Origin of the sequence: Streptomyces sp. NBC_01016, from assembly GCF_026341035.1 — a bacterium.
GTDB lineage: Bacteria > Actinomycetota > Actinomycetes > Streptomycetales > Streptomycetaceae > Streptomyces.
On the sequence record NZ_JAPEOQ010000001.1, the window covers coordinates 3459739 to 3472837 of the forward strand.

Sequence of the window (13099 nt, forward strand, 5' to 3'; positions counted from 1 at the left end):
CGCGGCGGAGGCCGTGGTGCGACACCCGGGGTGACCGGGGTCGGGCCACGGCCTCCGTCTTTGATATGCGCCCTAATGGGCGCATCAATGCGTGTAGCGACGTGTAGCGAATTACGCACGAATTTATGGGTTAATGTGTCGGTTTGTTACGGAAGGTGCCATTCGGTCACCCGACAACAGACAGGCAGGAGTCGTTGCCCATGCCGCGTTTCAGCATTGTGGTCCCGGTCCATCGCGTGCAGGGATACCTGCGTGAGTGCCTGGACTCGGTGTTGGGACAGGAGTACGACGACTTCGAATTGATCGCCGTCGACGACTGCTCGCCCGACGGCTGTGGCGCATTGCTCGACGAATTCGCCTCGGCCGACCAGCGCGTGCATGCCGTACACCTTGAGCAGAACGTGGGCCTCGGCCGGGCCCGCAATGCCGGTCTCGAGCGCGCCGTCGGCGATTACGTCGTCTTTCTCGACGGCGACGACACCCTGGCCCCCGGCGCCCTTTCCGCGATGGCCGCCCGGCTCGACGCCACCGCTGACCCCGACCTCCTCGTCTTCGACTACACGCGCACCTACTGGGACGACAGCCGACGGCCCAACGGCGTCGCCCACCTCCTGGCCGAGAAGGGCCCCGACGTCTTCCTGCTCGTGGACCGCCCCAGCCTGCTCGGGCTGTTGCAGGTCGTCTGGAACAAGGCCTACCGGCGCGCATTCCTCTCCCGGCACGGCTTCACCTTCCCCGCCGGGTACTACGAGGACGTCCCGTGGACGTTCACCGCGCTGATCACCGCCGAGCGGATCGCCGTCCTCGACCGGGTGTGCATCGAGTACCGCCAGCGCCGCCAGGGCGGCAACATCCTCAGCGCCACGAGCCGCAAGCACTTCGAAGCCTTCGGCCAGTACGACCTGGTCTTCGCACACCTCGACGCGCACCCGGAGCTCGAACCCTGGCGGGAGCGGCTGTTCGAGAAGATGGTCGACCACTACCTCACCATCTACACGAAGCCCGGCCGGCTGCCAGAGCAGGACAAGGCCGAGTTCTTCCACGAGGCCGCCCGCCACTACCGGACGCGCCGGCCCGACGGATACCGGCGGCCCGGCGGCCGACGCGGCCACCGCTACGCGCTCCTCGAACAGGACGCCCACCTGGCCATGCGCGGCCTGCACGAGACGGTGCGCGGCACCCGGGCCGCGCAGCGCCGGGCCGTGGGCGCGGTCCGGGGTGCCAAGCGGGCCGCGATGGCCGCCCACTACTGGGCCGAGCTGCACCGTCCCGTCGAGCACGACCTCGCCGTCTTCTCCTCGTACTGGAGCCGCGGCGTCACCGGGAACCCGGCCGCGATCGCCGACCGGCTCGCCGAACTCGCCCCGCACATCCGCCCCGTCTGGCTGATCCGGCCGGACTGCGTGGACCGGGTCCCGGACGGCACCGATCACGTGCTGGTCGGCTCGCGCGCGTACTGGTCGGTCATGGCCCGTGCCAGGTACTTCGTCAACGACGTCAACTTCGCCGACTCCGTGGTCAAACGGGCCGGCCAGATCCACGTCCAGACGCATCACGGCACCCCGCTGAAGACGATGGGCACGGACCAGCGGCGCTACCCGGCCTCCACCGACATGGACTTCGACCGGATGCTCAGGCGCTGCGACCGCTGGGACTACGGCCTCTCCTCCAACACCCACTCCACGGCCGTCTGGGAGCGGGTCTACCCCTCGCCCCACACCACGTTGGAGACCGGCTACCCGCGCAACGACGTGCTGGCCCGCGCGGGTGCCACCGAAGTGGACTGGGCGCGACGGGAGTTGGGCCTCACCGAGGGCGTGACCGCGCTGCTCTACATGCCGACGCACCGCGAGTACGAGAGCTCCTTCGCGCCCCGGCTCGACCTCGCCAGGCTCGCCGAGACCCTCGGCCCCGACACCGTCCTGCTCGTGCGCGGCCACTACTTCTACAACTCCGCCCCGGATTATGGCGAGTTGCGGCGCAGCGGCCGGATCAGGGACGTCGGCGGGCACCCCAGGGTCGAGACCCTCTACCTGGCCGCCGACGGCCTGATCACCGACTACTCCTCCGCGATGTTCGACTACGCGGTCCTCGACCGGCCGATCATGATCTACGCGGACGACTGGGAGACCTACTCCGCCGTCCGCGGCACCTACTTCGACCTGCTGAACGAGCCGCCGGGCGTCGTCGCCCGCACCCAGGACGACCTGGAGGCGCTGCTCACCGAAGGGATCTGGAACAGCCCCGAGGCCGCCGCCCTGCGGGCCGGATTCCGCCGCCGCTTCTGCCAGTTCGACGACGGCCGCGCCGCTGAACGCGTCGTGCGCCGGGTGTTCCTCGACGACAACGCCCCCGTGCCGATGACGCCGCTCGACCTGCGCCCCGTCGCCCCCGCTCCCACCCGGCCCGCATGTGTGGGCACCGAGATCCCACGCACTCCGGCAGCGAAGGAAGAACGAGCCCGATGAGCACCCGCCTCAGTGTCATCGTCCCCATCTACGACGTGGAGCAGTACCTGCCCGCCTGCCTGGACTCGCTCGCCGGGCAGAGCATGAAGGACCTCGAGGTCGTCATGGTCGACGACGGTTCACCGGACGACTCGGCCGCCATCGCAGCCGAGTACGCGGCCCGCGACGGGCGGTTCCGGCTGGTGCGCAAGGAGAACGCGGGGCTGGGGGCGGCCCGTAACACCGGTCTCGCGAACGTCTCCCCGTCGAGCGAGTACGTCACCTTCGTCGACAGCGACGACGTCGTACCGCCCGACGCGTACCGGACGATGGTCGGGAGCCTGGACGAGTCGGGCTCCGACTTCGCCACCGGGAACGTGCATCATCTGCGCGGGGAGAAGACCTGGCAGGTGCCGCTCCTCGGGATGCTGTCCGGTGACCTCCGCCGCCGGGTGCACATCGCCGACGACTCGCGCCTCATCGCCGACCGGATCGCCTGCAACAAGGTCTTCCGCCGCGCCTTCTGGGACGGATGCGGCCTCTCCTTCCCGGAGGGCGTGCTGCACGAGGACATCTCCGTCGTGCTGACCGCCTACTACCGGGCCGAGGCCGTCGACATCGTCGGCGAACCCGTCTACTACTGGCGGCTGCGCGAGGGCGAGTCCGCCCCCTCGATCACCCAGCGCCGTACCGAACCACAGGCCGTCCGAGACCGGGTCGCCGCCGTCCTCACCGTCTCCTCCTTCCTCGGCGCGCTGCCCGACCCGCGCGCCGAGAGGTTCAAGCGGGAGTACGACGAGCGGGTGCTGCGCGACGACCTCCGGCTCTTCCTGCGCGTCCTGCCCGACGGCGACGCGGAGTTCCGCAGCGCCTTCCTGCACGAGGCCAACCGGTTCCTCGACCAGATCGACCCCAAGCTGGTCCTCGGCCTGCCCGCCGTGCTGCGGGTGCAGTGGATCCTGGTGCGCAAGCACGCCATGGCGGAACTCCTCGCGCTGCTCGCTTCCCGGCGCCGCAAGGACCCGGTGACCGTCACCGGACGGCGCCACAAGTACGCCGAGTTCGCCCCGCTCACCGACCGCGGCTTCACGCTGCCCAAGGCGGCGCTGCGCATCGACAAGGAGCTGGAGCTGCGCTCCCCGCTGCGCGCCGCCGAGTGGCAGGGCGGCAAGCTCGTCCTGGAGGGCGACGCCTGGATCAGCCGCATCGACGTGCCCACCCGCCGCGGCAGCGTCAAGGCGATCCAGCTCAAGCGGGACGGCAGCCGCCGCCGCACCCTGCTGCCCGCCGCCAACGTCCATCATCCGCAGGCCACCACCGACTCCGGCCAGAAGTCCCACAATTACGACTGGGCCGGCTGGCGCGTGGAGATCGACCCCGCCAAGTTCCGCAGGCGCGGCCGTTGGCAGGAGGGCCTCTGGCACGTCGGCGTCCACGTGTACGCGGCGGGCCTGTTCCGCGCCGGTGCGGTGTGGACACGCGGCGCCGCCTCCGCCAACTACCCGCCCGTGCACTGGGTGGACGCCGACCACCGGATCGTGCCCCACGGCGTCCGGGGCGCTCTGAAGGTCCGCGTCGAGCGGGTCCGCGCACTGATCACGGACCGCCGGTTCGACGGCGACGTCCTGCGTGTGGAGGGCGAACTCCGCACCGAGTTGCGCCCGGACGAGCGCATGTCGCTGCGGCTGCGGAATCGCGCGACCGGAGACCGGATGGACTATCCGGCGGAGGTGGCCGGCCGCGGCCGGGGCGGGATGCTCGCCGTCACCGTCCCGCTGGCGGAGGTCGCGCTGTTCGTCGATCCGGACGGTGGCAACACCCGCCCCGGCAAGCGCCGTTGGAGCTCCGAGTGGGTCGCCACGGACGAGCAGGGTACGGAGCGCCGCTTCTCCACTGTGGTCCGCGAAGGTCTCGCGGACCTGACCACCGACCTGTCCGAAGAGTTCGGCGCGGCCGGCGAGGGCGCCGAGATCGCCGTCACGGCCGGAGCCAACGGCTATCTGAAGATCTCCAGCAGGAACCGGCGCGCGATCATCGACCGTGTCGCCGAACTCGACGGAGAGATCGTCTTCTCCGGCCGGGCGAGCCTGCGGGACATCGGCAGGGAGCTGGTGCTGCGCGCCCGCAACCGTGCCGACGAGCGCCCGGGCCGCATCGACTGGCGCCCCGACGGAACCTTCACCGCCTCCTTCGACCCGTCCGTCATGGGCGGGGCAGGCGGTGGTCTCCCGTTGAAGGCCGGCCGCTGGAACCTCTTCCTCGTGGGAGAGGTCGGCGAGCCGCGGACCCCCTTCGTCATCGACCGCCTCGCCCTGCCGCGGTTCCCCCTGCACAGCGAACTGAAGGGCCGCCGCTACTGGCTGGAAAACCGGTGGGAGGACTTCCCGCAGCTCAACTGCCGCTCCGAGCTGGCCGACGACGAGCGCGGCCCGTACCGCCAACTCCAGTTGCACCGCGAGGTCTACGCGCCGATGCGCGCGAACGAGCCCTTGCGCGACCAGGTCTTCTACCTCAGCTACAACGGCAAGCAGTTCTCCGACAGCCCGCGCGCCATGTACGAGGAACTGGTCCGGCGCGATGCGGGCCTGCGACACCTGTGGGCGGTCAGGGACGGCCAGATCGAACTGCCCGACGGGGCGGAGAAGGTCCGGATGTGGGGCCGCGAATGGTTCGAGGCGCTGGCGTCCAGCCGCTACATCGTGACCAACGGGCACCTGCCCGAATGGATCGAGCGCCGGCCCGGACAGGTGATCGTCCAGACCTGGCACGGCACCATGCTGAAGAAGATCGGCCACGACATCGAGACCCTGCACTTCGACCGCGAGTACCAGAACCGGCTCGCGCTCGAGGCCGGCAACTGGAGCCTCCTGGTCTCGTCCAACCGCTTCTCCACCCCGATCCTGCGCCGCGCCTTCTCCTTCCAGGGCGAGATCCTGGAGGCCGGATACCCCCGCAACGACCGTCTCTACGCACCCGACCGGGAGCAGGCCGCCGCTCAGGTGCGCCGCGAACTCGGCCTGCCGGAGGGCAAGAAGGTCGTCCTCTACGCGCCGACGTGGCGTGACGACAAGGCGCACAGCGCCGGCCAGTTCAGGTTCGACCTCCGGATCGATCTGGCCGAGGCCCGCGAACAGCTCGGCGAGGACCACGTCCTGCTGATCCGCCGCCACTCCAACATCGTCGACGTCGTCCCGGGGGCCGGCGACGGCTTCGTGTGGGACGTCTCGGAGTACCCGGACATCGCCGACCTCTACCTGGCCGCCGACCTCCTGGTCACCGACTACTCCTCGGTGATGTTCGACTACGCGCACCTCGAGCGGCCGATGCTGTTCTTCACGTACGACCTGGATCACTACCGGGACACCCTGCGCGGCTTCTACTTCGACTTCGAGGCCGACTCCCCGGGGCCGCTGCTGCGGACCTCGCCGGAGTTGATCGAGGCGATCCGTGACATCGAGAAGGTGCACATCGCGCACCAGGACCGGTTCGCGCGCTTCCAACACCTGTTCTGCGACCTCGACGACGGCAGGGCCGCCGCCCGGGTCGTCGACCGGATGCTGGAACAGGCCGCGGAAGTCTGAGCGGGCGGGCCCGCCGACGTACTCAGGCGGGCTGCCGCTCGCCCCGGAAGACCAGCGTCCTGGTCCCCCAGAAGCGCAGCAACGTGGCCAGCACCATGCCGATGCCCGCTCCGGAGATCGTGTCGGCGCGCTGCGACGTGAAGCCGAGGCCGTAGTGCGACACCGCCAGGCACGCGAGCTGGACCAGGGCGCCCGCGAGGTTGACCGCGAAGAAGACCGCGTACTGCCTGACGCGGGAAGCCTGTTCGCGGCCGCGCCGTCGGTAGGTACCGAGGGCGTTGCCCACGTATGCCACCGTGCAGCCGGCCACGAAACCCGCCACCTTGGCGGTGAGCGGATCCCAGCCGGCCGGTCCGCGCAGCCAGACGAAGACGGCGAGATCGGCGGCGTACGCGCACAGTCCTGCCGCCGCGAAGCCGATGACCTCCGAGCGCGTCACAGCCATGGTGGCCGCCGGTTCGTGTGAGGGCTCACAGCTTCGCGACCTCGAGGCCGAAGAGCGTGATCCAGAAGAGGCCGATCAGGGCCAACGGCCTGTCCCGCAGGATGACGTCCTCGGGTGCGCCCGCGCTGCCCCGGTCGGCGAAGACGGCGTACCGCAGGACCGCGACGATGAAGGCCACCATCGACAGCTGCCGCCACGGCAGCAGCGTCGCCTCGGAGAAGCCTCTGGACTCCATCGCCCACAGGCAGTACGCGAGCACCGAGACCCCGGCCGCCAGTTGCCATACGAACCGCAGGTAGCCGGTGGAGTATTCGGAGAGCAACGCGCGCGTGGCGCCGTTCTTCCCCTCCATGCCCACGGCTTCCGAGTAGCGCTTGGCCGACACCATGAAGAGCGCCCCGAAGCCCGTCGTGATCAGGAACCAGCGCGACAGCGGGATCTCGAGCGCCACTCCGCCGATCATCGCGCGCATCAGGAAGCCGGTGGTGACGACGACGAGATCGACGACGAGTACGTGCTTGAGGCTGATGCAGTACGCGAGTTGCATCCCCACGTACGCGGCCAGCAGGGCTGCGGTCATGGGGGTGCACAGGTACGCCGCCGCTGTCGGGGCGAGTACGGCGAGGACGCCGCCGACCGCGTACGCGACGGGTACCGGTACCTGGCCCGCCGCGACCGGGCGGTGACGTTTTTGCGGGTGGGCGCGGTCGGCTTCGGCGTCGCGCGCGTCGTTGATCAGGTAGATCGCGGACGCGGCGGCCGTGAACAGGGCGAAGACGAGAGCCAGTTGGGTGAGTGCGCCGCTCGAGAACAGCTCGCCCGCGGCGATGGGGGCGGCCACCACCAAGCCGTTCTTGACCCACTGGCGTGGCCGCGCGGTCCTGAGCAGACCGAGGGGCAGGCCGATCGGGGAGGGGCGCTGTGTGCCGTCCGGGCGGCCGCTGGAATCGAGCAGCGCGGTGGGCTCAGGCATGCCCGCCTCCCCGGCCCGCCCATGCGGCGCCCGCGCGCGCGGTGAGCGCCCCGAGCGCGGCGCCCGCCGCGACATCGCTCGGGTAGTGCACGCCGACGACCAGCCGCGATACACACATCGCGGCCGCGAGCGGGGGCACGATCCGCGCCCCGGCCGGGCGCAGCGCTCCATAGGCGACAGCGGCGGCGGCGGCCGATGTGGCGTGCGAACTGGGGAAGGAGTGCCGGCCGGCCGTCGCCACGAGGGGCTCGACCTCGGGGCGTGCGCGGCGCACCACTCGCTTGATGACCATGCTCGCGAGGTGCGCGGTCGCCGTCAGGGCCGTGGCCCGCAGCCAGCAGCCGCGCCGCTCGCGGTCGAGTACGGCCCCGGTGAGTCCGGCGGCGATCCACAGCGCTCCGTGCTCACCGCTGAGGGAGAGTGCGCGGGCCACGGACGCCACATGCCGGTCACCGCCGCACTCACGCAGCGCCGCGAGGAGTCTGTCGTCCAGGTCGAGCATGAAGGGAGCCTTCCTTAAAACCTGCCCAAATCAGCCCAAAAGATTCTTTTCATCTACCCAGACCGTGGGCGGTCCGTACCGGGAGCCGTACCGCGACCCGCCCGGTGGCCACCTGCATGGCCTAGTAGTGCCGGTTTCCATTCCGTCGGCGGCTACTGTCGCCCCCATGTCATCCCAGACGACATCAAATCCACCCGTATCCACCAACCTGCCTGTTTCGCTCGCCGGTTGGGGCCGCACCGCGCCGACCACCGCCCGGCTCGCACGGCCGCGTACATACGACGAGGTCAGGGCCGCTGTCCTCAGCTGCGGCGCGCGGGGCGGCATCGCCCGCGGCCTGGGGCGGGCCTACGGTGACGCGGCGCAGAACGCGGGCGGCGCCGTCTGGGACATGACCGGGCTCGACCGCGTCCACCGCTTCGACGCGGACGCGGGCGTGGTGGAGTGCGACGCGGGAGTCAGCCTGCACCGACTGATGGAAGTGCTGCTTCCGCTCGGCTGGTTCGTCCCCGTGACCCCCGGCACCCGCTATGTGACGGTCGGCGGAGCGATCGGCGCCGACATCCACGGCAAGAACCATCACGTCTCCGGGGCGTTCTCACGGCACGTCACATCGCTCGACCTGCTGACGGCCGACGGAACGGTGCGCACGGTGCGGCGCGGCGAGCCGCTCTTCGAAGCGACCGCGGGCGGCATGGGCCTGACCGGCGTCGTCCTGCGCGCGACCGTCCAACTGCTGCCCGTGCAGACCTCGTTGATGACGGTCGACACCGAGCGCGCCCGGGACCTCGACGACCTGCTGGCCCGCCTCACAGCCACCGACCACCGCTACCGCTACTCGGTCGCCTGGATCGACCTGCTCGCCCACGGCGCCGCCCTGGGCCGCTCGGTCCTCACCCGCGGCGACCACGCGCCCCTGGAGGCGCTGCCCGCACGGGCGCGTGCGGCGCCCCTGCGCTTCCGGCCGGGGCAACTGCCCGCCCCGCCCGCCTTCGTGCCCGAAGGGCTGCTCGGCCGAATGAGCGTCGGACTCTTCAACGAGCTCTGGTACCGCAAGGCGCCCCGCATGCGTACCGGCGAACTCCAGAAGATCTCCACCTTCTTCCACCCGCTGGACGGTGTGCCGCACTGGAACCGGATCTACGGACGCAGCGGCTTCGTGCAGTACCAATTCGTCGTCGGACTCGACCAGGAGAACGCCCTGCACCGCATCGTGCGGCGCATCTCCGCCCGGCGCTGCCCGTCCTTCCTCGCCGTGCTGAAGCGCTTCGGGCCGGGGGACTCGGGCTGGCTGTCGTTCCCCGCGCCCGGCTGGACACTCGCCCTCGACATCCCCGCGAACCTCCCGGAGCTCGGCCCCTTCCTCGACTCGCTCGACGACGAAGTGGCCCAGGCGGGTGGCCGCATCTATCTCGCCAAGGACTCCCGAGTGCGCCCGGAAATGCTCGCCGGCATGTACCCCAAGCTCGCCGAATTCCGGTCCCTGTGCGCCGAGTTGGATCCGGAGGGCGTCTTCACCTCGGACCTCGCCCGCCGCCTGCACCTGTAGCCGCAGCCCGTCCCGTACGCCCTGGAGAACGCTCATGAAAGACGCCTTCGGCGCCCCGCAGTCCCTGCTCGTCCTCGGCGGCAGCTCCGAGATCGGCCTTGCCACCGCCCGCCGCCTCGTCGGCCTCCGCACCCGCACCGTCTGGCTCGCGGGCCGACCGTCACCGGCCCTGGAGAACGGCGCCGCCCAACTGAGGGACCTGGGCGCCGTCGTACACATCGTCGACTTCGACGCCCTGGCCCCCGACACCCACGAGACGGCCCTCGACAAGGTCTTCGCCGAGAGCGACATCGACATGGTCCTGCTCGCCTTCGGCCTCCTGGGCCACCAGGAGCGCGACGAGGTCGAGCCGATGTCGGCGCTACGGGTCGCGCAGACCAACTACACGGGCGCGGTGTCGGCAAGCCTGATCTGCGCGAACGCGCTCAGGCGCCAGGGACACGGCTCGCTCGTCGTCCTCTCCTCGGTCGCCGGTGAACGCGCCCGCCGCGCCAACTTCATCTACGGCTCCAGCAAGGCCGGCCTCGACGCCTTCACCCAGGGCCTGGGCGACGCCCTCCACGGCTCCGGCGTCCACGTCATGATCGTCCGCCCCGGCTTCGTCCGTACCCGCATGACGGCCGGCATGGAGGAAGCCCCACTGGCCACGACTCCGCAGGCCGTCGCCGACGCCATCGTCACGGGCCTGCGCCGCCGCACGGAAACGGTGTGGGTTCCCGGAGCGCTCCGTTACGTCATGTCCGGCCTGCGCCATGTGCCGCGGTCGGTGTTCCGGCGACTGCCCGTGTAGCGCACAGCGCACCGCAAGTCCTGTCCGTTCCGAAGAAGGCCCTGCAATGACCACAACGAACACCGCCACGGCCCCGGGGCAGTCCGAGCACACAGCCGGCCCGTCCGTTGATCGCCCGGCACCCACCCGCCGCTGGCCCGACGCCGTGGCCGTCGTCGTGGGCACGCTCCTGATCACCTGGCACGGCACGTCGCTCGGCCGCTGGCTCGTGGACGACGCCGCGATCACCTTCGCGTACGCCCGCAGCATCGACGAGGGCCTCGGGCCCGTGCAACAGCCCGGGGCCGAGCCGGTCGAGGGCTACTCCAATCCGACCTGGCTCGCGTTGCTGGTCATCGGCCGCAGGCTCGGCCTGTTCGACCGCGGCAGCTGGTTCGGCGTGCCCGACCTCGTGCTGTTCCCGAAGCTGCTCGCAGTGTTGTGCGCGGCGGGCATTCTGCTCGCGATCGCCTGGGCGGCGCACCGGCTGGTCGCCCGCCCCTGGGTGGTGACCGGACTCGCCGGCGTACTCCTGGCAGCCAATCTCTCCTTCGTGGCCTGGATGTTCTCCGGTCTGGAGAACCCGCTGTACGCGCTGCTCGCCGCCGTGCTCGCGGCGGTCCTCGTGCGCGCCGTCACGGGCGGGGCGCTCCTGACCCGGCGCACGGCGATCACCTGCGGTCTCCTCGCACTGGCAGCCGCGCTGACCCGACCGGACGGGGTGGTCCTCGCGGGCGCCTATCCGCTCCTGCTGCTCGTGACACTGCGCCGCCCCGAACTCCCCGCCCGGCTACGGGCGGCGGCGTACGGCATCGGCGCCTTCGCGCTGCCGTATGCCCTCTTCCTCGTCCTGCGGCACGCCGAGTTCGGGCGGATCGTGCCCAATACGGCGGTGGCCAAGTCACAAGGGCTGCCCGACATCCGGACGTTCGCGCAGACCTCCGGTGAGCTGCTCTCCTTCGCCGGTTGGCCGATCGTCGTCGTCACCGTCGCCGTGTGCGCGGTGGCGCTGGCCCGGCGCGGGCGCCTCGCGGCGGGACTGCTCGGGGTCCTGGTCCCCCTCGGCCTGACCCTGTTCGCGTTCGGCGTCCTGGATCCGGACTGGATGGGCATGTACCGGTTCGCGACCCCCGTATGGGCCCTCGGAGCCATGGCCCTGAGCCTCGCCGCCGTATCGCTGGCCGAGCAGGCCGTGCCGCACCGCAGGGCGTTGCTCTCGGCCGCCGTGGGAGCGAGCCTGCTGTTCTCCGTCGTGGCCCAGTGGAAAGCCGCCGCCGACTTCCGTGCCAAGCCGACCTTGTCCTTGTGTACCGTGGTCAAGCGCCACGGGGTACTCATCAACGAGATCGCCGAACGGCTCGGCGTGCGGAACGGGTCACTGCTGGTGCCAAGCCTCGGCGGTACGCTGCTCACCAGCAAGCTCAAGGTCTACGACCTCGCGGGACTGACCGAGCCACGCATCGCCGACTACTTGGCGGCCGAGGACATCACGGGACTGCAGACATATGCACTCGACAAGCTGCGCCCGACCTTTGTGGACGCCACCGACGACTGGGGCAACAGGACCGGCATGAAGGAGCCACTGCTCCTCTCCAAGGGCTACGTGCCGCTCTACCGCGCGTCTGACGGCACCGGCGCTTGGGTGCGGGCCGACGCTGTGCGACAACCCGAGCAGCTGCCGACCGTACGCGCCCTGATGCGGCGGACGTTGCCTGTGGTTTTCACCCATGACCTCCAGCGCTGTGGGCCGAACCTCACTCCCGGCTCGGCCACGGCAGGCAAGTACCAGGGATGATGCGGTAGCGGCGAGCCACCCATCGGCAGCACGGTTCCGTCCAGGGTCACGCACGCTTGTGCGCGAGCCCTGGACATCGCCCTGTCGAGCGTCGGCGCGAGCAGGGCCTGGCTCGCGGAGTCGGCCGCCGCCACCGACCACCGACCACCGATCTCCCGGTGGTCGGTGGCGGCGGTCGACGGGCGGACAAGTACGCGCGTCGCTGTTTACGGAGCTGACGGCGGGGTGTTCCTCGGGCCGACGAGTGAGTCTCACGGCACGAGGCACCAGAGAGGACATCACCAGGCAGGTCCGGTGATGGGCCGGCATCGATGTGGGCAAGGGGCACCATTGGGGAGCGGTGGTGGCTGAGACCGGAGCGGCTCTATGCTCCAATGAGATTGACAATGACGAGTCTGCGATCCTGACCGCGATCGGCGAGATTCTCGAACTCGCGGACGAGATCCACTGGGCAGTGGCCATCTCCGGCACCACCTCGGCGCTACTCGTGGCCTACGGTCAGCAGGCCGTCTACGTACCCGGACGCACCGTCAGCCGCATGTCCGGGCCTGTCAGGGCGAGGCCAAGACCGACGCTCGCGACGCCTGCGTCATCGCTGAAACCGCCGTCAGCGCCGCGACTAGCATGCCGACACAACTCGACGCTGATCTCGCGTTGTTGACCGCGCACCGCACTGGCATGGTTGCCGACCGGGCCCGGATGATTAATCGGCTGCGGGACGTCCTGACTGGCGCCTTCCCCTCGCTGGAGCGGGCCTTCGACTACTCCAGCCACAAGGGTGCTCTGGTTCTGCTGACCGGCTATCGGACCCCGCAGGCCATTCGCTGCCGCAGCTGATGCGGTGGCCGCACCGGCGTTGGAGCCTGCCGGGGCCCAGTGCGCCGCGCTGCCCGGCGAGGGTCATGTCAATGGCTCGCGCAGCAAGTAGCCTCAACTGCCTTTACGTGCAGAACTTTTGGATACACGCTGAGCCACATTCACGCGCGAGTTGGAAGTGACCCTCGCATATGCCTGCTCAGACGCGAGCCCCCTCGGCCA

General features: G+C 70.3%; 8 protein-coding genes and 1 pseudogene. 6 read left to right on the forward strand and 3 right to left on the reverse strand.

The window, feature by feature from the left end; all coding sequences use genetic code 11:
* The first annotated feature begins 200 nt into the window (after positions 1-200).
* On the forward strand, positions 201-2468 hold the full coding sequence (locus OG746_RS15855) for a bifunctional glycosyltransferase/CDP-glycerol:glycerophosphate glycerophosphotransferase (RefSeq protein ID WP_266715244.1): 2268 nt from the start codon (positions 201-203) through the stop codon (positions 2466-2468).
* Positions 2465-6028 carry a bifunctional glycosyltransferase/CDP-glycerol:glycerophosphate glycerophosphotransferase gene (locus tag OG746_RS15860; protein WP_266715245.1) on the forward strand — a complete coding sequence of 1188 codons (3564 nt, stop codon included), beginning with the start codon at positions 2465-2467 and terminating at the stop codon, positions 6026-6028. Before OG746_RS15855 ends, OG746_RS15860 begins: the two co-directional genes overlap by 4 nt.
* A 22-nt stretch (positions 6029-6050) precedes the next feature.
* Here OG746_RS15860 and OG746_RS15865 read toward each other — a convergent pair whose 3' ends face one another.
* From OG746_RS15865 to OG746_RS15875, 3 genes are read right to left on the reverse strand one after another with little or no spacing between them, the layout of a single operon-like run.
* Positions 6051-6473 (reverse strand): GtrA family protein, encoded by a 423-nt coding sequence (locus OG746_RS15865; RefSeq protein ID WP_266715246.1) that lies wholly within the window; start codon positions 6471-6473, stop codon positions 6051-6053.
* Between the two features lie 25 nt (positions 6474-6498).
* A complete protein-coding gene (locus OG746_RS15870; RefSeq protein ID WP_266715247.1) occupies positions 6499-7446 on the reverse strand; it encodes a decaprenyl-phosphate phosphoribosyltransferase in 948 nt (315 codons plus the stop codon).
* A complete protein-coding gene (locus OG746_RS15875; protein WP_266715248.1) occupies positions 7439-7948 on the reverse strand; it encodes a phosphatase PAP2 family protein in 510 nt (169 codons plus the stop codon). Before OG746_RS15875 ends, OG746_RS15870 begins: the two co-directional genes overlap by 8 nt.
* A gap of 166 nt (positions 7949-8114) precedes the next feature.
* Between OG746_RS15875 and dprE1 the strand changes: the two genes are divergently transcribed.
* The 4 genes and pseudogenes from dprE1 to OG746_RS15895 form a co-directional block, all read left to right on the forward strand.
* A complete protein-coding gene (gene dprE1 / locus OG746_RS15880) occupies positions 8115-9497 on the forward strand; it encodes a decaprenylphosphoryl-beta-D-ribose oxidase (protein ID WP_266715249.1) in 1383 nt (460 codons plus the stop codon).
* Positions 9498-9531: 34 nt separating this feature from the next.
* A complete protein-coding gene (gene dprE2, locus OG746_RS15885; protein ID WP_266715250.1) occupies positions 9532-10287 on the forward strand; it encodes a decaprenylphospho-beta-D-erythro-pentofuranosid-2-ulose 2-reductase in 756 nt (251 codons plus the stop codon).
* Positions 10288-10333: 46 nt separating this feature from the next.
* Entirely contained in the window at positions 10334-12061 is a 1728-nt protein-coding gene (locus tag OG746_RS15890) for a hypothetical protein (protein WP_266715251.1), read from the forward strand.
* Positions 12062-12368: 307 nt separating this feature from the next.
* Positions 12369-12959 (forward strand): annotated as a pseudogene (locus OG746_RS15895) (IS110 family transposase); the annotation flags it as partial.
* Between the last annotated feature and the right edge of the window lie 140 nt (positions 12960-13099).

Excerpts from the sequence above, each read along its gene's own strand:
- OG746_RS15855 (WP_266715244.1), top strand. The coding sequence starts at position 201 with ATGCCGCGTTTCAGCATTGTGGTCCCGGTCCATCGCGTGCAGGGATAC.
- OG746_RS15860 (WP_266715245.1), top strand. The coding sequence starts at position 2,465 with ATGAGCACCCGCCTCAGTGTCATCGTCCCCATCTACGACGTGGAGCAG.
- OG746_RS15865 (WP_266715246.1), bottom strand. The coding sequence starts at position 6,473 with ATGGCTGTGACGCGCTCGGAGGTCATCGGCTTCGCGGCGGCAGGACTG.
- OG746_RS15870 (WP_266715247.1), bottom strand. The coding sequence starts at position 7,446 with ATGCCTGAGCCCACCGCGCTGCTCGATTCCAGCGGCCGCCCGGACGGC.
- OG746_RS15875 (WP_266715248.1), bottom strand. The coding sequence starts at position 7,948 with ATGCTCGACCTGGACGACAGACTCCTCGCGGCGCTGCGTGAGTGCGGC.
- dprE1 (WP_266715249.1), top strand. The coding sequence starts at position 8,115 with ATGTCATCCCAGACGACATCAAATCCACCCGTATCCACCAACCTGCCT.
- dprE2 (WP_266715250.1), top strand. The coding sequence starts at position 9,532 with ATGAAAGACGCCTTCGGCGCCCCGCAGTCCCTGCTCGTCCTCGGCGGC.
- OG746_RS15890 (WP_266715251.1), top strand. The coding sequence starts at position 10,334 with ATGACCACAACGAACACCGCCACGGCCCCGGGGCAGTCCGAGCACACA.